At 30.6% G+C, this 19,517-nt stretch carries 18 protein-coding genes; 13 read left to right on the top strand and 5 right to left on the bottom strand.

What is annotated here, in order from left to right:
- Nucleotides 1-5 precede the first annotated feature (5 nt).
- From HGB55_RS03715 to HGB55_RS03690, 6 genes are all read left to right on the top strand, one after another.
- Nucleotides 6-641, top strand: a complete 636-nt coding sequence (locus HGB55_RS03715) for an NAD(P)H-dependent oxidoreductase (protein WP_168814759.1) — start codon at nucleotides 6-8, stop codon at nucleotides 639-641.
- A 16-nt stretch (nucleotides 642-657) separates the two neighbouring features.
- The gene (locus HGB55_RS03710) at nucleotides 658-1,785 is read left to right on the top strand and encodes an NADH-dependent flavin oxidoreductase (protein ID WP_168814757.1); all 1,128 of its coding nucleotides are present in this window, start codon (nucleotides 658-660) and stop codon (nucleotides 1,783-1,785) included.
- Nucleotides 1,786-1,811: 26 nt separating this feature from the next.
- A complete protein-coding gene (locus HGB55_RS03705) occupies nucleotides 1,812-2,972 on the top strand; it encodes an iron-containing alcohol dehydrogenase (protein WP_168814755.1) in 1,161 nt (386 codons plus the stop codon).
- Nucleotides 2,973-3,141: 169 nt separating this feature from the next.
- On the top strand, nucleotides 3,142-3,708 hold the full coding sequence (locus HGB55_RS03700) for a dual specificity protein phosphatase family protein (protein WP_168814753.1): 567 nt from the start codon (nucleotides 3,142-3,144) through the stop codon (nucleotides 3,706-3,708).
- A gap of 134 nt (nucleotides 3,709-3,842) precedes the next feature.
- Entirely contained in the window at nucleotides 3,843-4,286 is a 444-nt protein-coding gene (locus tag HGB55_RS03695) for a hypothetical protein (RefSeq protein WP_168814751.1), read from the top strand.
- Nucleotides 4,286-4,480, top strand: coding sequence for a helix-turn-helix transcriptional regulator (locus HGB55_RS03690; RefSeq protein WP_168814749.1), 195 nt, complete (start codon nucleotides 4,286-4,288; stop codon nucleotides 4,478-4,480). The genes HGB55_RS03695 and HGB55_RS03690 overlap by 1 nt, the downstream gene beginning before the upstream one ends.
- A 1-nt stretch (nucleotide 4,481) precedes the next feature.
- Here the strand turns inward: HGB55_RS03690 and rsmI are convergent, their stop codons facing one another.
- Nucleotides 4,482-5,156: a 16S rRNA (cytidine(1402)-2'-O)-methyltransferase gene (gene rsmI / locus HGB55_RS03685; protein WP_256368415.1), complete on the bottom strand. Its 675-nt coding sequence runs from the start codon at nucleotides 5,154-5,156 to the stop codon at nucleotides 4,482-4,484.
- A 39-nt stretch (nucleotides 5,157-5,195) separates the two neighbouring features.
- The gene (locus tag HGB55_RS03680; RefSeq protein WP_168814747.1) at nucleotides 5,196-6,992 is read right to left on the bottom strand and encodes a long-chain fatty acid--CoA ligase; all 1,797 of its coding nucleotides are present in this window, start codon (nucleotides 6,990-6,992) and stop codon (nucleotides 5,196-5,198) included.
- Nucleotides 6,993-7,278: 286 nt separating this feature from the next.
- Between HGB55_RS03680 and aspS the strand changes: the two genes are divergently transcribed.
- The 3 genes from aspS (at nucleotide 7,279) to HGB55_RS03665 (ending at nucleotide 12,920) form a co-directional block, all read left to right on the top strand.
- On the top strand, nucleotides 7,279-9,027 hold the full coding sequence (aspS, locus tag HGB55_RS03675) for an aspartate--tRNA ligase (protein ID WP_168814745.1): 1,749 nt from the start codon (nucleotides 7,279-7,281) through the stop codon (nucleotides 9,025-9,027).
- A gap of 9 nt (nucleotides 9,028-9,036) precedes the next feature.
- Entirely contained in the window at nucleotides 9,037-10,803 is a 1,767-nt protein-coding gene (locus HGB55_RS03670; protein ID WP_168814743.1) for an APC family permease, read from the top strand.
- A 326-nt stretch (nucleotides 10,804-11,129) separates the two neighbouring features.
- Nucleotides 11,130-12,920: a chloride channel protein gene (locus HGB55_RS03665; protein WP_168814741.1), complete on the top strand. Its 1,791-nt coding sequence runs from the start codon at nucleotides 11,130-11,132 to the stop codon at nucleotides 12,918-12,920.
- Here HGB55_RS03665 and glpQ read toward each other — a convergent pair.
- Nucleotides 12,913-13,908: a glycerophosphodiester phosphodiesterase gene (gene glpQ / locus HGB55_RS03660; protein ID WP_168814739.1), complete on the bottom strand. Its 996-nt coding sequence runs from the start codon at nucleotides 13,906-13,908 to the stop codon at nucleotides 12,913-12,915. The genes HGB55_RS03665 and glpQ overlap by 8 nt on opposite strands.
- 72 nt (nucleotides 13,909-13,980) lie before the next feature.
- Between glpQ and HGB55_RS03655 the strand changes: the two genes are divergently transcribed.
- Nucleotides 13,981-14,229 carry a hypothetical protein gene (locus tag HGB55_RS03655; protein ID WP_168814737.1) on the top strand — a complete coding sequence of 83 codons (249 nt, stop codon included), beginning with the start codon at nucleotides 13,981-13,983 and terminating at the stop codon, nucleotides 14,227-14,229.
- Here HGB55_RS03655 and HGB55_RS03650 read toward each other — a convergent pair.
- Nucleotides 14,226-14,675, bottom strand: a complete 450-nt coding sequence (locus tag HGB55_RS03650; protein ID WP_168814736.1) for a nucleoside deaminase — start codon at nucleotides 14,673-14,675, stop codon at nucleotides 14,226-14,228. The two genes, HGB55_RS03655 and HGB55_RS03650, sit on opposite strands and share 4 nt — an antisense overlap.
- A gap of 59 nt (nucleotides 14,676-14,734) precedes the next feature.
- Here HGB55_RS03650 and HGB55_RS03645 point away from each other — a divergent pair, with 59 nt between their 5' ends.
- Both HGB55_RS03645 and HGB55_RS03640 read left to right on the top strand, forming a co-directional pair.
- Complete coding sequence (locus tag HGB55_RS03645) at nucleotides 14,735-16,504, top strand: 1-deoxy-D-xylulose-5-phosphate synthase (protein ID WP_168814735.1); 1,770 nt, start codon at nucleotides 14,735-14,737, stop codon at nucleotides 16,502-16,504.
- A 64-nt stretch (nucleotides 16,505-16,568) separates the two neighbouring features.
- Nucleotides 16,569-17,525: a DUF3078 domain-containing protein gene (locus tag HGB55_RS03640; protein WP_168814734.1), complete on the top strand. Its 957-nt coding sequence runs from the start codon at nucleotides 16,569-16,571 to the stop codon at nucleotides 17,523-17,525.
- Nucleotides 17,526-17,539: 14 nt separating this feature from the next.
- Here HGB55_RS03640 and HGB55_RS03635 read toward each other — a convergent pair whose 3' ends face one another.
- Entirely contained in the window at nucleotides 17,540-18,871 is a 1,332-nt protein-coding gene (locus tag HGB55_RS03635; RefSeq protein WP_168814845.1) for a deoxyguanosinetriphosphate triphosphohydrolase, read from the bottom strand.
- A 163-nt stretch (nucleotides 18,872-19,034) separates the two neighbouring features.
- Here HGB55_RS03635 and HGB55_RS03630 point away from each other — a divergent pair, with 163 nt between their 5' ends.
- On the top strand, nucleotides 19,035-19,424 hold the full coding sequence (locus HGB55_RS03630; protein WP_168814733.1) for a carboxypeptidase-like regulatory domain-containing protein: 390 nt from the start codon (nucleotides 19,035-19,037) through the stop codon (nucleotides 19,422-19,424).
- Nucleotides 19,425-19,517 lie beyond the last annotated feature (93 nt).

Raw genomic sequence — 19,517 nt, 5'->3', positions numbered from 1 at the left:
AAAAAATGGAATTATTAGATAAATTAAACTGGAGATATGCTACAAAAGCAATGAATGGTAAAACAGTTTCTCAAGATAAAATTGATAGAATTATAGAAGCGGCAAGACTTGCGCCTACATCAAGCGGTTTACAACCTTTTGAAATAATTGTGGTTACCAATCAAAAAGTAAAAGAAGAAATTAAAGCAATTGCTTGGAATCAGCCGGTAGTATCAGACTGTTCTCATTTATTGGTTTTTGCTGCTTGGGACACTTACACTCCTGAACGTATTCATAAAATGTATGACCTATCGGATGAAGTTAGAAATTTTTCAAACAAAGAAGCTGCAGATGCTTACAGACAACGTTTATTGAATTTATATCCGCAAAGAGATCCGGAAGAAAATTTTATACACGCCTCTAAACAAGCATATATTGCATTTGGTATAGCAATGGTTGCTGCTGCATTTGAAGGTGTAGATTGTACTCCTATTGAAGGTTTCGATCCGCCTGCTGCCGACAAAATTTTAGGATTGAAAGAAAAAGGATTAAGAAGCTGCCTACTTCTTCCTTTGGGTTATAGAGATGCTGAAAAAGATTGGCTCGTGAACTTGCCTAAAGTGAGAAAAAGTACTGAAGATTTAGTTACAATTATTGAGTAATTAAAAGAGATTTATTATGTCTAATTCAAATTTTAAAAATATACTTTCTCCTTTCACTTTTCCTGTGTCAGGAATTAAATTGGATAGTAGAGTTGTAATGGCTCCAATGACAACTTTTTCCGGTAATGAAGACGGAACTGTTTCTGATAGCGAAATAGTCTATTACCGAAAACGCAACAAAGGTGCCGAATTATTAATTACAGCGTGTGCTTATGTTACAAGAGAAGGAAAAGGATTTCACGGGCAAATAGGTGCACATACAGATGAAATGATTCCAAGTTTAAAGCGTATTGCTGATACGTTAAAAGAAAATGGTGGAAAAGCAGTAATTCAAATTTATCATGGAGGAAGAATGTGTCCACCGGATGAACTTTTAGACAAACAATCTATAAGTGCCAGTGCTGTAGCTGCTGAAAGAGAAGATACTCAAGTTCCTAGAAAAATGACTGAAGATGAAATTATTAAAACTATACAAGCTTATGGAGATGCAACTAGAAGAGCAATTGAAGCTGGTTTTGATGGCGTAGAAATTCATGGAGCAAACACTTATTTAATACAACAATTTTTCTCGCCTCATTCAAATAGAAGAACAGATAAATGGGGCGGAAGTTTAGAAAAACGAATGACATTCCCTTTAGCTGTAATTAATGCCGTAAAACAAGCCGTAAAAGAAAACGCGAAAACACCATTTTTAATAGGCTATCGTATTTCTCCTGAAGAAATAGAAAATCCGGGAATTACTATTGAAGACACTCTTGAATTAGTAGAAGCTATATCTAAAAAACAATTAGATTATTTACATGTTTCTACCATGAATTTTTGGAGTGGCTCTCTACGTGATAAAAATGATACTGCTTCTAGAACACTATTAATTTATGAAAAATTAAACGGTTCCATTCCTGTTATTGCAGTTGGAGGTATTAGTACTCCTGGAGATGCTGAAAAAATTTTAAAAACAGGGATTCCTTTATTTGCTTTAGGTCGTGAACTTTTAATTGAACCTAATTGGTTAGATAAAGTAAAAAATGAAACTCCTGAACTAATTGAAACAGGATTAGATGTAAATAATCAAAAAGGCTTAGTAATACCTATTCCAATGTGGGATAGTTTACTTACAAGAACAGGATGGATTACTTTAAAATAATACTATAAAAATATAAATTCCTTATTATGAATAATTTTGAATTAATAAACCCTACCAAAATACTTTTTGGCAAAGGTCAAATAGAAAATCTTACAAAAGAAATACCCGAAAATGCTAAAATATTAATGCTTTACGGAGGTGGAAGTATTAAAAAGAATGGCATTTACAACCAAGTAAAAAAAGCCCTTTCGAACTTTGAAGTTGTTGAATTTGGAGGAATTCCTGCAAATCCGGAATATGAAATTTTATTGGATGCTTTAAAAGTGATTAAAAGTGAAAACATTACTTTTTTATTAGCTGTTGGAGGAGGTTCTGTAATTGATGGAACCAAGTTTTTGTCGGCTGCAGCTTTATATAAAGGCGATTCTCCTTGGGATATATTAGCTAACAATGTACGCACCTTAAAAGGTATGCCATTTGGAACAGTTTTAACTTTACCTGCTACCGGATCGGAAATGAATTCAGGCTCAGTGATTACCCGTGAAGAAACCAAAGAAAAATTAGCTATGGGAGGTCCCGGTTTATTTCCTGTATTTTCAATTTTGGACCCACAAGTAGTACATTCAATTCCAAAACGACAATTGGCAAACGGCGTTACAGATGCTTATACGCATGTTTTAGAACAATACATGACATATCCTATAGGCGCTTTATTACAAGACAGATTTGCTGAAAGCATTTTACAAACATTAATTGAAGTGGCTCCTGCAATTATAAAAGACCCTTCTGACTATAAAGCTGCGGCAAATTTTATGTGGAGTTGTACTATGGCATTAAATGGACTCATTCAAAAAGGAGTGCCTAATGATTGGGCTGTACATGCAATGGGACACGAACTAACTGCTTTATTTGGCATAGATCATGCAAGAACCTTAGCAATTATTGCACCAAACCATTACACCTATAATTTTGAAAGTAAAAAGGAAAAATTGGCACAATATGCAGAGCGTGTTTGGAATGTTACTGAAGGAACTACTGAAGAAAAAGCAAAAGCCGGAATTGAAAAAACAAGAGATTTTTTCCAGTCTTTAGATATTAAAACGAAGCTTTCTGAATATACTGATGAATATGAAGGAACTGCTGAAATAATTTCAAAACGTTTTACAGAACGAGGTTGGCTTGGACTAGGTGAATACCAAAAATTAACTCCTGCTGATGTTGAAAAAATTGTAGGAATGAGTTATTAAAATAATGTTTCAATTAAATTACAAGCTATTGTTTTACAAGCATAAATTTTATGGTCTAATTTTTGATAATTAAACCAACAAAACACTATGTCACACGATTGATAAAATTACAGTATTCATAATTTTTAAACTTATTGCTTATAAATCGTTAACTAAAAATACAACAACAATGCAAAAATTAAAATATATAGTTTTACTATCAGTATTTTCTTTTAGTTTTACTATAAATTTTGGTAGTAATCCTATTCCTGTAATTGAAAAAATAGAATCAGCTAATTTTGATAATCTCTATAAATTAAATGATTTTTTATATAGATCTGAGCAACCTTCAAAAAAAGGTATGCAAGAAATTGAAAATGCGGATATTAAAACTGTTCTTAATTTGAGAAAGAAGAATAAAGATTTAAAAAAATCAAAAAATACTCAATTAAAATTAATGCATTTTCCTATAAAAACTTCTAAATTTAGCAATAACGATATTTTTGAGTCATTAAAAATTATTAAAGAAGCAGAAAAACCAATTCTTATACACTGTTGGTATGGCTCTGATAGAACAGGTGTAATTGTAGCTGCTTACAGAATGGTATTTGAAAACTGGCCAAAAGATAAAGCTATCGCAGAATTTACTGATAAACGTTTTGGTTATCATAAACTATTATATCCAAATGTATTAGAGTTACTTGAATCAATTGATGTTAAATCACTTAAAAATAAATTAAATTCAACAACTTTTTAAAGGGAAATAGAGCTGATTCTATACTCTTTTTGATGCTTTTTATTCAAATCATCCTTAATAAATTTTATAATTATTTTCTATTTTTTATAACTAAATGTAAAGTTTTATTTACATTTGTATAAAAATAATAGATTATGAAATTACAAATATTACCAAATTGGTGTAAAAAATTAGGATTAGTTGTATTTCTTGTATTCTCCTTTTTGGGTGTTGGGGATGATTTTATTGATGGATTTAATTCAGGATACAATGTAGCCAGTAGTAGAAATCACATACTCCCAATAAATGAAAACGTATTTACATTTTCATCCTATTTTGGAGAAAACTTAACTCATTTCTTTGAAATATTAGGAATTATTGGCATACTGATTTATATGATTTCAAAAGAGAAAATAGAAGATGATTATATTGACAAATTACGATTAGAATCTTATCAACTTTCAGCAATTATTGGATTGATACTTTCTATTTTGTTATATTCTTTTTCAAAAGATTTAAAATTAACTTTAGATTATTTTATAATGATTTATCTAATATTTTATTTTACCATTTTTTCAATTAAAAAAAGAATGGATTAATGAAGAATCTAGTAAAAGTAGAACGTGCAAGACATGATTTAACTCAAGCTGATTTGGCTGAAAAGTTAAATGTATCGAGGCAAACTATACACGCAATTGAAAAGAATAAATTTAACCCATCTGTTACTTTAGCTATAAAAATGGCTCGGTTTTTTAATGTTACGGTTGAATATTTATTTGATATAGAAGAATAAATTATTTTTTTCCACCAACTACAATAACAAATTCACCTTTTGGCGGTTTATTGGTAAAATGTACAATTGCTTCGGCAACAGTTCCCCGAACTGTTTCTTCGTACAATTTAGTTAATTCACGCGAAACGGAAATTGGACGCTCTTCACCAAAATATTCGGCAAAATTGGTTAGCGTTTTTACTAATTTATGTGGAGATTCATAAAAAATCATTGTTCTGGTTTCTTCAGCTAAAAAAGTTAAACGCGTTTGTCTTCCTTTTTTTACCGGTAAAAAACCTTCAAAAACAAATTTATCATTTGGCAAACCACTGTTTACCAATGCAGGAACAAAAGCTGTGGCACCGGGCAAACATTCAATTTCTATACCTGCTTCAATACAAGCTCTACTTAGTAAAAAACCGGGATCTGAAATTGCGGGTGTACCGGCATCAGAAATTAACGCTATTGTTTCACCATTTTTAATACGTTGTACAATTCTGTCAACCATTTTATGCTCATTATGCATATGGTGACTTTGCATAGGTGTTGTAATTTCTAAATGTTTTAATAACTTACCGCTTGTACGCGTATCTTCTGCTAAAATAACATCAACTTCTTTTAAAACTTTTACAGCTCTAAAAGTCATATCTTCTAAATTACCGATAGGTGTAGGTACTAAATATAATTTTGAGTCCAAAATCTGAAAGTTTTGAATTAAAAATACAACATAAAGTTGTTATTCTGCATACATTTTTTTGATGAGCTCATGATATCTTTGTTCAATAACTTTACGCTTTAACTTAAGTGTTGCAGTTATTTCACCGGCTTCAATACTAAACTCTTTTGGTAATAAAGTAAATTTTTTAATTTTTTCAAAAACAGAAAATTCTCTTTGTAATTCTTCAAAACGTTTTTCAAACATATCTTTAATTTGATTGTGAGCAATTAACTCTTCAATAGTGTTAAAGTTTATTTTGTGTTTTAAAGCATATTCTTTTAAATTTTCAAAACTTGGAACTGCTAAAGCGGTTACATATTTTTGTTGATCACCAATTACGGCAATTTGCTCAATAAAAGAATCGTTGATTAGGGCAGTTTCCAGTTTTTGAGGAGCAATGTATTTTCCTCCGGAAGTTTTCATTAAATCTTTAATTCTGTCGGTAATAATTAAATTACCTTTTTCATCAATTTTACCTGCATCGCCTGTACAAAACCATCCGTTTTTAAAAACTTTAGCTGTTTCTTCAGGCTTTTTGTAATAGCCTTGCATTACACCGGGACCTTTTACTAAAATTTCGTTGTTTTCTCCAATTTTAACTTGTGTGCCTTTTAAAGGTTTTCCGGCTGAGTTAAATTCGAAATTTGTATCGCTAAATAAACTTACCGTTGCTGTAGTTTCAGTTAAACCATAACCACATTTGATATTTAAACCGAAGGAGTGAAAAAACTTAACCAATTCTTTTGATAAAGGAGCACCTCCGCATGGCATAAATTTGATTCTTCCACCAAATACACCTTGCAATGTACTTAACACCAACTTATGTGCTATTTTGTATTTTAATTTTAAAATGAAAGGAACCGGTTTGTCAATTCTTTTATGCCAGTTGTAGTAATTATTACCCACTTTTAATCCCCAAACCATAAATTTCTTTTTTATAGGGGAAGCTTCCTTACTTTTATCGTCAATAGCTGCGTAAATTTTTTCAAAAATACGTGGTACTGTACACATTAAAGTTGGCTTAACTTCTTGTATTACTTTGGCTATTAATTTTGGATTTTGATTGATATAAATTGAAACTCCTTTATACAAACAAAACAACACCCAAGTACGTTCATACACGTGGCTTAAAGGTAAAAATCCTAATGAAGTATCTTCATCAGTAACGTTTAAATCATAATCATGTGCTTCTAAAACTTCAGAAAAATTATGGTGATTTAGCATAACACCTTTTGGCTCTCCTGTAGTACCGGATGTGTAAATAATACTTGCCAAATCGTCCAATTCACTTTCGTAATATCTTTTTTGAAGTTCTGTTTCTACAGATTTGGTAAACGGTTGTTCAATAAAATCGTTAAAATATACAGCGTTTGCAGCATTTTTTAGATCGATTTTAGTATCAAAAGCAACTATTAGTTTTAAATATTTATTCGTTTTTGAAAGTTCAATTGCTTTATCAAACTGTTCTTGCTCACCAACAAACAATACACTAATTTCAGCATCATTTACTATGTATTCAACTTCAGCTTTTGAATTTGTAGCGTAGAGCGGTACAGTAACGCCTCTTATCGCCATTATGGCTAAATCTGCAATAATCCATTCCGGTTTATTTTGAGAAAAAATAGCTATATTTTGATGTTCTTGTATTCCGAAGTGAACTAAAGCTTTGGATGTTTTTTGCATTTTTTCTTCTAATGCTATCCAAGAAATTCCTATCCAATCTTTAGTTGTTTTACCTTTGTAATAAAGGGCATTTTTTTGTTGGTACTTTGCTGCTCTTTCTTTAATGAATCCTCCAATATGCTTGTAACCCATACTTTTAAATTAAATTGTTGTGCTTTAAACTAAAGCGAATGCAAATATAATGATGTTTATATTACCTAATTATAATAATAGCTTTAATGTTTTCATAAAATTTGCGTTTTAACCGTTTTGCGTTAAGGATGGAGGCTTTGTATGAGCTCTTTTAGCAACAGCTAAAAAGCGAGTGCCGAGAGCCTGACATTTGCTTTTGCAAATGGAACGCCCAAAAAATAATTAATTACTGCTTATACTATATTGGAATTGATTAAATTTGCACATTCTTTTTAAAAAAAATACAATGTACAGGACACATTCTAACGGAGAATTACGAATAGAAAATGTAGGGCAAACGGTGACTTTGGCCGGATGGGTACAAAAATCTCGTGATAAAGGTTTTATGATTTGGGTTGATTTGCGCGATAGATACGGAATTACGCAGCTTATTTTTGATGAAGAGCGTACACCTAAAGAAATGGTAAACCGCGCAAAAACTCTAGGAAGAGAATTTGTAATTCAGGTTAAAGGCGAAGTTATAGAGCGTGTATCTAAAAACAGCAATATGCCTACAGGTGATGTTGAAATTTTAGTTAAAGAACTTACTATTTTAAACAAATCTATTGTTCCGCCTTTTACTATTGAAGACCAAACTGATGGTGGTGATGAGCTTAGAATGAAATATCGTTATTTGGATATTAGAAGAAATCCGGTAAAAAACAACTTAATGTTTCGCCATAAGGTGGCTATGGAAACCAGAAAGTACCTTTCTGATGAAGGTTTTATTGAAGTTGAAACTCCTTATTTGATAAAATCTACTCCTGAAGGTGCGCGTGATTTTGTGGTACCAAGCCGAATGAATGAAGGTCAGTTTTATGCATTACCTCAATCTCCACAAACTTTTAAGCAGTTGCTAATGGTTGGCGGAATGGATAAATACTTTCAGATTGTAAAATGTTTTAGAGATGAAGATTTACGTGCCGACAGACAGCCGGAATTTACGCAAATTGACTGTGAAATGGCTTTTGTTGAGCAAGAAGATATTTTAAACACTTTTGAAGGTTTAACACGACACTTATTAAAAGAAGTAAATGGTGTTGAGGTTGATAAATTTCCAAGAATGTCGTTTGATGAAGCTATGAGACGCTACGGAAACGACAAGCCTGATATTAGATTTGGAATGGAATTTGGTGAATTAAACGAAGTAGCAAAACATAAAGATTTTGGTGTTTTTAATAATGCCGAATTGGTTGTTGGAATTGCTGTTCCTGAAGCAAATAGTTATACAAGAAAAGAAATTGATAAACTGATTGATTGGGTAAAACGTCCGCAAGTTGGTGCTTTAGGAATGGTATATGTTCGTTGTAATGAAGATGGAACTTACAAATCATCTGTTGATAAGTTTTATGATCAAAATGATTTAGCAAACTGGGCTACAATTACAGGTGCTAAACCGGGTGATTTAATTTGTCTCCTTTCAGGTGAAACAGATAAAGTTAGAGCTCAACTAAGTGCTTTACGTATGGAAATGGCTACGCGTTTAGGTTTGCGTAAATCAAATGTTTTTGCACCACTTTGGGTGGTTGATTTTCCTTTATTGGAATGGGATGAAGAAACTAAACGTTACCACGCTATGCACCATCCTTTTACATCACCTAAACCACAAGATATTGCATTGTTAGATACCGATCCCGGAAAAGTAAGAGCAAATGCTTATGATTTGGTTTTAAACGGAAATGAAATAGGTGGTGGTTCAATTAGAATTCACGATAAAGCTACACAAGCCTTAATGTTTAATCATTTAGGTTTTACTCCTGAAAAAGCCAAGGAACAATTTGGCTTTTTAATGAATGCTTTTGAGTTTGGAGCTCCTCCTCACGGCGGTATAGCTTTTGGTTTAGATAGATTGGTAGCAATTTTAGGCGGACAAGAAACCATTAGAGATTTTATAGCATTTCCTAAAAACAATAGTGGTAGAGATGTAATGATTGACGCTCCTTCTGCTATTGATGATGAACAATTAAAAGAATTGAATTTAAAAATAGACTTATAAATTTTAAACATGGAAACTAAAGTCCACAAAAAGTTAAACGAGCTGGCAGCAACAGCAATTTGTGGTAACGACATTAGTTCTTCCGTTTTATACGTATCAGCTCTTGCCATTGCCTTTGCCGGCCAATATGCATGGATAACATTACTTATTGTCTCTTTCGTATTATTTCTTTTTAGAAAAATTTACGGAGAGGTTGTTGGTGCGCTACCTTTAAACGGAGGAGCCTATAATGCATTACTTAATACTACAAGTAAATCGATGGCTTCATTTGCTGCAACCTTAACATTATTGTCGTACATGGCTACTGCAGTAATTTCTGCCAACGAAGCAATACATTATTTACATCATTTAATCCCTTCAATGCCAATTATTATAGCAACAATTTGTTTACTGCTGGTTTTTGCATTACTTACTATTGGAGGTATAACAGAATCAGCAAAAGTAGCTATTGGAATTTTTCTATTTCATTTAACATCACTTGCTATTTTAGCCGGGTTTATTTTTTACTATTTAACCTATAATGGTGTTGATTTGTTTTTTGAGAATTGGCATTTTTCAATAAAAGGAGGCAGTATTACCAACGCAATATTTTTTGGTTTTGCGGCTTCTATGTTAGGAGTTTCAGGTTTTGAAAGTTCAGCTAACTTTGTTGAAGAACAAAAACATGGTGTTTTTCCAAAAACGCTAAGAAATATGTGGGCTATTGTAAGTATAATAAATCCGTTAATGGCAATTTTGGCTTTGGCATTATTTACAATTCCTGTTTTACAAAGCGATGCTTATCAAAATACATTATTGATAGAAATGACAAATCATGTTGGTGGTAATTGGGTTGCAACTTTAGTTGCTGTTGATGCCTTTTTAGTTTTAAGTGGTGCTGTTTTAACAAGTTTTGTAGGTGTTTCAGGTTTATTGGAACGAATGACTCTTGACCGAATTATGCCTCAATTTTTTCTAAAGAAAAATAAAAGAGGAAGTTCATACAGAATTATTATTATGTTCTTGTTTCTTTCTGTTTCTGTACTACTCATAACCAATGGTAACGTAAAATTACTTGCAGGAGTTTACACCATTTCTTTCTTATCGGTAATGGCTTTATTTGGTATTGGTAATATTTTACTTAAAGTACGAAGAAGTAAATTACCTAGGCCCGAAAGAGCTTCATGGTTAGGCCTTTTTATTGCTATTAGTGCTGTAGTAATTGCTTTAATAGGAAATATTTTAATGGAACCTAAAGGTGATTTACCAAGTAACCTAGCAATATTTTTAGATTATTTTATTCCTTCAGTAATATTTATAGTTATTATGCTTAATAGAACTCTTTTACTTAAATTTTTACTTAATGTAATACACTCTGTTTTTGATCCTGTTAGAAGTTTTGTTTTAAAAACAGACAAAAGAATAATTAGTACAATTAACAAAATTAATGCTCAAGAATTTGTGTTTTTTACAAAAGGAGATAATATAGCTACTTTAAACAAGGTTATGATGTACATTATAAAAAATGAGCATACAAAAAGAATTAAAATTGTATTAGCACTTGATAAAGGTGATAAAGTTCCGGCAAACTTACCAAATGAAATTGAATTTTTAGGGAAAGAATATCCCGAAATTAAAATTGATTTCAATGTGATTGATGGAAAATTTAGTCCACAACTTATTAGAGAACTTTCCAATAAGTGGAAAATACCTATCAACTTTATGTTTATTGGATCTCCCAGTGAAAAATTTCCTTATAAAATTGAAGAATTAGGTGGCGTTAGATTAATAATATAATTACTATTTAATTAACTCATTTTCATTTAAAACTTATACCCTCAATAAAATTATTGAGGTTTTTTTATGCTGATTTTCAAAGTATTTGTACCTTTGTTTAAAATTATTCTAAATAAGAAAGTGGCAAACCCAAAGACTTTAAATATTTTTAATTACGAATTTGAATGCTATACTAAAGGTATTTGTACTTCAAATTGCAGCACAAAAGAAAAGTGTTGCAAAAAATTTAAAAAGAAAGGAAAAAAACAATGTAAAAATTGCCCAAAATTAGTCGCTTAGTGTCTATATTTTGGTACTTTTGCATCGACTTTTTTATTTAAACTTACATGCCGAACAGTTTAAAAGATTTATTACGAAAATTCTTAATTTGGAAATATAAGCACATTTCTGAGCGCCAGTTTATATATATTTCAAGTGCAATAATTGGCTTAATGGCAGGTTTAGGGGCTGTTACTTTAAAAAACCTAACGCATCTTATTCAGCAATTACTTGAAGGTGAACTTATAAAAGAAATACATCAAGCTTTTTATTTTATTTTTCCAATTATTGGTTTTTTCTTGGTTCTACTTACCATAAGACATATTGTGAAGAAAAAAGTAGGTCATGGTATCCCTTCAACTTTATATGCTATTTCTAAGCTAAAAGGAATTATGCCAAGGCATCAAATGTGGGCTTCATTAATTACTGCTCCGCTAACTGTTGGTTTTGGAGGTTCTGTTGGGTTAGAAGGACCTACAGTTGCAACCGGAGCTGCTTTAGGATCTAACTTTGCACGATTTTTTCATTTAAATCAAACAACCAGAACCTTATTAATTGGTGCGGCGGCGGCAGGAGCAATGTCTTCTATTTTTAAAGCACCTATTGCTGCTATAGTTTTTGCTGTAGAAATATTTAGTTTAGAGCTTACTTTAGTTTCAATGATTCCGTTATTATTGGCATCAATTACAGCAATTTTAACATCTTATTTCTTTTTTGGTGATGATGTTTTACTACATTTTAAACTTCAAGATAAATTTGAACTAAACGATGTACTTTTTTTCGTCCTTTTAGGAGTTGTGTCGGCGGCGGCATCTATATATTTTAGTAAAGTTTATTTTGCTATTAGCGGATTTTTCAAAAAAATAAAGAATCCTTATCAAAAACTAGTAATTGGCGGACTTTTATTGGGTATAATCGTATTTTTTATACCACCACTTTTTGGTGAAGGCTACGAAACTATAAACAACGTTTTAAGAGGTAACGTTTTAAAGGTTGTAACTAATAATATTTTTCATACAACAACAGATAATTATGTTGTTATAATTTCATTACTGGTTGGTTTAATTCTATTTAAAATAATTGCAACGTCATTAACTTTTGGAGCCGGAGGTATAGGTGGTATTTTTGCTCCTACACTTTTTACCGGTAGTGTAACAGGTTATGTTTTTGCAATGATAATGAACCATAGTAATTTATTTAGCCACCAATTATCTTTAACCAATTTTGCCATGGTAGGTATGGCCGGTTTAATGGCGGGTATTTTACAAGCACCATTAACCGCAATATTTTTAATTGCAGAAATAACAGGAGGTTATGAGCTTTTTGTACCTATTATGATTGTAGCTTCCATTTCATTTATTGTAACTAAAAAATATATTCCTCATAATATTTACGCAGCAGAACTTGCTAAAAAAGGACAACTGATAACACATAATAAAGACAAGAATGTTTTAATGTTAATGGATGTTGATAAAGTAATTGAAACCAATTTTATTATTCTTACTCCTGAAATGAAATTAGGAGAAGTTGTTAAAAACGCTGTTTCAAAATCGTCTAGAAATCATTTCCCTGTTGTAAATGAAGATAATGAGTTTATAGGAATTCTTACTCTTGATGATATTAGAAGCATTATGTTTGAAACAAAATTATACGATAAAGTTTGTGTATCAGGCTTAATGCAAAGTGTGCCTGAAGTTATTGATTATGATAAAGATACCATGGAGGTTATAATGAATAAATTTATAACCACCGTAGCATGGAATTTACCTGTTATTAAAGATGGTAAATATTTCGGATTTATATCAAAATCGAGATTACTAACAGCCTATCGCAGAAAATTAATTGATGTAACTAATTAGTTTTTTTAACAAAGCTTACAACTTTATCTGGAAAATCAGTAAAAACACCATCTATATTTGCTTGGTATAGAGCTACGTTTAATAATTCATCAAAAGTTTTAAAATCATCTAATTGATCTGCTCTAAAAGTATACGCATGTACTTTTAAATTAAACTTATGTGCTTCAGAAACAAGGTTAGAAATTTGCCAATTTCCATCATTGTCTTTTCCTGTTATAATTTGTTTGTACCAAGGACCAATTCCATCGGCATATTTTGAAAATTCCTCTAACTTTTGTTCATCTTCTTTAAATTCTATCAATTGAACTAAAAACAATTCGCTTTTAAGGTTTTTTCTAATTCTTTTTAGTTCGTTTGCATCAAAACATTGTAAAATACAGTTATCCTTTTTAGTTGTATAACCATATTCATTCAAAATATTTAATACAATTACTGAAATATCTTTTCCTTCTTCTAAATGAAATGCCGGGTCTTTAAGTTCAGGATATATCCCAATATTTTTCCCTGTACTTTTGTTTAATCCTTGAATTAATTCAATTTCTTCTTGTAAAGAGTGAAGTTTAAATGATGATTTGTTTATTGGAAATCTGTTAGGGTAAACAGCTTTATTGGTAGTTACATCAAATCTTTCAGTAACATTTAATTGCTTTAGCTCATCAAAAGTAAAATCAATAACATAATATTTGCCATCTGTTCTTTTTCTTTCAGGAAACTTAATAGCAACATCGGTTACTGTTTCTAAGTGTATATCGTGTATTACTATTGGAACATTGTCGTTACTCAACACTAAATCTTGTTCAATAAAATCAACATCCATAGCATAAGCCATAGCTTTTGCTTCCATAGTATGTTCAGGTAAATAGCCCGAAGCTCCTCTATGAGCAATAACTATTTTTTCATTTTTGTTTTCCACTTTGTTTGTAGTAGCGTTTTGGTTATTACAACTCACTAAACATATAATTAAAGGTATTACTAAAAACCGAAACATATTTAAAATTTAAAATAGAATTAAATATATTACTTTTTGTAATTTTACAACACAATAAATAATTGTTTTACTATGAAATTTGTGTTAAGTACTATATTGATTTTAGTTGTTGGGATGATAGGTGTAGGTTTTTATTTAAAAAACTCTGGAGATACAAATGGTGAAATTATTATAGGTGTTGCAGTTTTAATTATTGCTTTTATATTAATGCCTTTGTTTATTTTTCATAGATATAAAAATAAAGATTTGAGTAGTTTCGAAATTAAAAATTTTAGAGAACGAATAAAAGAACATGAAGAAGGGAAATCTGACAAGGATTAATTCAAATTACGCTTTTCTATAAAAAATCGTTTCAATAATTTACTGCATTCGTTTTCCAAAATACCACCAACAACTTTTGTTTTAGGATGTAAGGTAGTATTCATTGCTAAAAAACCTCTTTTTTCTTCAGAAGCACCATACACAATTTTACCTAATTGCGCCCAATAACTGGCACCTGCACACATTTGGCAAGGTTCTAAAGTAACATACAATGTACAATCATTTAAATATTTTCCGCCTAAAAAATCTGCAGCAGCAGTAAAAGCCTGCATTTCGGCATGAGCAGTAACATCGTTCAACGTTTCGGTTAAATTATGTGCTCTTGCAATAATTTGATTGTTCATAACAATTACAGCTCCAATTGGAACTTCGTTTTTTGCATAAGCTAATTCGGCCTCATGTAAGGCTTTTTTCATAAAATAGATATCGTCAAACGGATTCATCATAAACCAAAAGTAAATTATTTTAATTCAACTAACAATTTAAAAATTGTAGTTTTGCATTTGTGAAAATAAATTTACTAGAACATATAAATTCCCCTAAAGATTTGCGAAAGCTTTCTAAAAGTCAACTTGAACAAGTTGCAAAGGAGTTGCGCGAATTTATTATTGATATTGTTGCCACTAAAGAAGGACATTTAGGAGCCAGTTTGGGTGTGGTTGAATTAACAATTGCACTACATTATGTTTTTAATACACCTAAAGATTTATTGGTTTGGGATGTTGGCCATCAGGCATACGGACATAAAATATTAACCGAACGCAAAAATATATTTAATACAAACAGACAATTAAACGGAATTTCAGGTTTTCCAAAAAGAAGCGAAAGTGTATATGATGCTTTTGGAACAGGACATTCTTCTACTTCCATTTCTGCTGCTTTAGGAATGGCAATTGCCTCAAAAATAAATGGTGATTTTGAAAAACAACACATTGCTGTAATTGGAGATGCTTCTATTGCTAGCGGTATGGCTTTTGAAGGTTTAAATCATGCAGGAGTTACCGATGCTAATTTGTTAATAATTTTGAACGATAACACTATGGGAATTGACCCAAGTGTTGGTGCATTAAAAAACTACTTTACCGATGTTAAAGCCGGTAAAAAAGTTAGAAAAAACAATATTATTGAAACTCTAAATTTTAATTATTTTGGACCAATAGATGGGCATGATATAAACGCTGTTATTACAGAATTAGAGAGGTTAAAGCAAATCAAAGGTCCAAAATTTTTACATATAATTACCACTAAAGGGAAAGGTTTATATCAGGCAGAGCAAGACCAGGTAACATATCATGCTCCAGGTAAATTTGATAAAGTTACAGGTGAAATATTATTAAAAAATGAAAATATACAGCCTCCAAAATATCAAGATGTTTTTGGAGAAACTATTGTTGAATTGGCAAAAAGTAACAAAAAAATAGTAGGAATTACACCTGCGATGCCTACCGGAAGTTCACTAAAAATAATGCTGAATGAAATTCCGGAAAGAGCTTTTGATGTTGGAATTGCAGAACAACATGCCGTAACATTAGCTGCAGGAATGGCAACGCAAAACCTTATTCCTTTTTGCACCATTTATTCAACTTTTTTACAAAGAGCTTACGACCAAATAATTCATGATGTAGCATTGCAAAACCTCCCCGTAATTTTTTGTATAGATAGAGCCGGAATTGTTGGTGAAGATGGAGCTACACATCATGGTGTTTTTGATATTGCTTACTTAAGATGTATTCCAAATATGGTAATTTTTGCGCCTTTAAACGAAATAGAATTGCGCAACATTATGTTTACAGCTCAACTAGGTATCGATTTTCCTTTAGCAATACGTTACCCTAGAGGCAAAGGAACAATTATTGATTGGAAACAACCATTTACCAAAATAGAAATCGGTAAAGGCGAATGTATTATAGCAGGAAATGAAATTGCAGTTTTAAGTGTTGGCTCTATAGGAAATACTTTAATTAACATACAATCGGAACTGCCGAAAAATAAAGTTGCTCACTATAACATGAGGTTTATAAAACCTTTAGATGAAGAATTGCTTCACACAATATTTAAAAAATTTAAAACCATTGTTACTGTTGAAGATGGTACTATAATAGGTGGTTTTGGAAGTGCTGTTTCAGAATTTGCATTTAAAAATAACTATAAAAGTATTAATTTAAAAGTTTTAGGCATTCCTGACAACTTTATTGAGCATGGAAAAGTTTATGAATTGTATAAAAGTATTAAACTGTCTAAAGAATTTTTAATTGACTTTTTAACAAAACTTTAATTTTATTAAAAATAATATTTTACGTTACTTTGTTGTTTCTTGTTTTCTACAAACAATTATTAAAATGAAATTTAGAATATTCGTTATTTTTACAGCATTAATTACCTTACCGCTAAAAGCAACAATTTTAAAAGATTCTATAGCAACAGATCAAGACTCTAAAAGTAATTGGACAAATAAAAACGACATACATTTAATTTTTACTCAGAACTCATTTGTTAATTGGAGTGCCGGAGGTAATAACTCTGTATCAGGAATATTAAAAGTGCGTTTTGTAAGAAATTATAAAAACAGTCATTTATCTTGGACAAATGAAATAAAAAGTAACTACGGTTTAAATAAAGAAGAGAAAAGAGAGCTTAGAAAAACTGAAGATTTAGTTGAAATAAACTCCACTTTTGGCTATAGAGATAATACTACTTCTAATTGGTATTATTCTGCAAAATTTAACTTTAAAACACAATTCACAAACGGATATAAGTACCCAAATACAGATAAACCAATCTCTAAATTCTTTTCTCCCGCTTATTTGTTTTTAGGTGTTGGATCAGAGTATTCTTCAAAACAAAATAATTTAAAAATCTATCTTTCACCTATAACCAATAAAACAACTTTTGTGTACGATCAAACATTGGCAAATGAAGGTGCTTTTGGTGTTGATCCGGCTGTTTATGATGAAAACGAGAATTTACTGGAAGAAGGCGAAAATACCAAAATAGAGTTCGGTACGCTTATAGCAGGAGAATGGCAAACAGATGTTATGAAAAATATAACAATGGCTAACAAACTCAGTTTGTATTCCGATTATTTACATGATTATGGAAATGTGGATGTAAACTGGGAAGTAAATTTTGATTTAACAATTAATAAATACGTTAAAGCAAATGTTGGAGCCCAAATGTTATTTGATGATGATGATCTTTACAAAGAAGATATTGATAATGATGGTGAATTAGATATTTTAGGTCCAAAAATTCAACTTAAACAACTTTTAGGCGTTGGATTTGCTTATTCTTTTTAATTAAAAAAAATATTTTATCCATTTAATTTTTTATATAACTGCAAAGCAAAACCATCGGTTAAACTTGCCACAAAGCCACAAACAGTTAAAATTCTTAAGTATAGAGTTTCTTTAGGTTGTTGAACGCTTTCGGGCAATAAATTAATTACTAATTTGTCGTAATTAGTTAAAGTTCCTTCAAACTTACTATTAATTGCAGTTAAAAAAATATCTAATAATTTATCAATAATATTATAACCAACCAATTCTTTTTCTATCACTTCTCTACTCTGATAAATTTTTTCAACACTTATTTTTATTATATCATTAATTTGTGCTTCATATTTGCATTTATCTAATAAGGAATGTGGGTATTCACCTTTTAAAATAGCATCTTCATTATCTAAAAATACTGTTGCCGCTTCATTTATTAAAGTTCCTATAGCTAGTGCTCTTAAATAACTTAAACGATCTTTTTTTGTTTTAAGCTGATAGTATTTTTCACTGTTAATGGTGTCTTTTACCAATTTAATTAAATACTCCAATGCAAATTCCTCTTCAATTAATCCTAAATTAATGCCATCTTCAAAATCAATTATCGTATAACAAATATCATCAGCAGCTTCAACTAAATATGCTAAAGGATGCCTTTTATAAGCTACATTTCCGTTTTTACCTGTTGAAATAAGTCCTAATTCCTTAGCTACTTCTTCAAAAAAAGTTATTTCAGATTGAAATATCCCAAATTTTTTATCGGAAATATGAGGTGTAGGTTTTTTAGGTAAAGATTCTTTTGGGTATTTCATAAAAGCTCCCAATGTAGCATAAGATAAACGCAAACCTCCTTCAACTCCTTCTTTACTTTCAGTTAAAATTCTGAATCCGTTTGCATTCCCCTCAAAATCAATTAAATCTTGCCATTGTTTTTCAGACAATGAGCTTTTATATTTTTGTCCGTTTCTGTTTTTAAAATATTCACCTATGGCTTTTTCGCCACTATGGCCAAATGGAGGATTCCCAATATCGTGTGCTAAAGCGGCTGTTGCAACAATAGCTCCAAAATCGTTCATTTTATAACCTTCTTCAACTAAACCGTAGTGTTTTTTGAGCACTTTTTCACCTACTATTCTACCTAATGAACGTGCTACAACACTAACTTCTAAACTATGTGTTAAACGAGTATGAACAAAATCGGTTTTAGATAAAGGTACAACCTGTGTTTTATCTTGTAAACTTCTAAATGAATCTGAGAAAATAATCCTATCGTAATCTACTTCAAAACCCAATCGGGTTTCATCTTGATTTTTACGTAATCGTTTTTGTTTATCATTATATCTTTTTAATGATAGTAATTGACTCCAATTCATTTTCATTGTTTACTATTTTGGTGCAATATACTTAATAATTTAGATTTCTAAAGCTATCTCTTTTAAAGCAAATTTAACATTGTTATTACAAATTTATAAAGTAGTCTTAACAATAATTTTACACACATGCACTTATTTTTGTAAACATTTAATTTACCATTTAATGAGAGTAATACTTTTTACCATTTTATTATTTACAAGCACACAATTTTTTGGGCAATCTTTTAAGGTTGATTCCTTTTTTTCTGATTCAAATAGAAATGGTAAAATTGAAGGTGTAATACTTGACAGTGAAAATGAAGAAAACCCTTTAGCTTTTGCTGACATTTCAGTAAAAGATACATCTATATCAACAACTTCCGAAATTGACGGGACATTTTCTTTAAATTTAAAACCGGGCAAATACACTTTAATTATAAGTTTTATTGGTTATAAAACTACTGAAGTTTCTAACGTAATTGTTACTTCAAACCAACCTTTAAAATTTAATCAAAAGCTAATTGCTTTAGAGATGAATTCTGATATTTCTTCAAACAATTTTTTTGAGAAATAAATTAAATTAATTTTTTTCATTAAATACAAGTATTAGACATACTTTTTTGATTTTACAGATTAACATTAACTTAACATTATTGTTAACATTATA

This window comes from Lutibacter sp. B1, from assembly GCF_012524075.1.
GTDB lineage: Bacteria > Bacteroidota > Bacteroidia > Flavobacteriales > Flavobacteriaceae > Lutibacter.
This window is presented reverse-complemented; position numbering and strand designations above follow the sequence as displayed.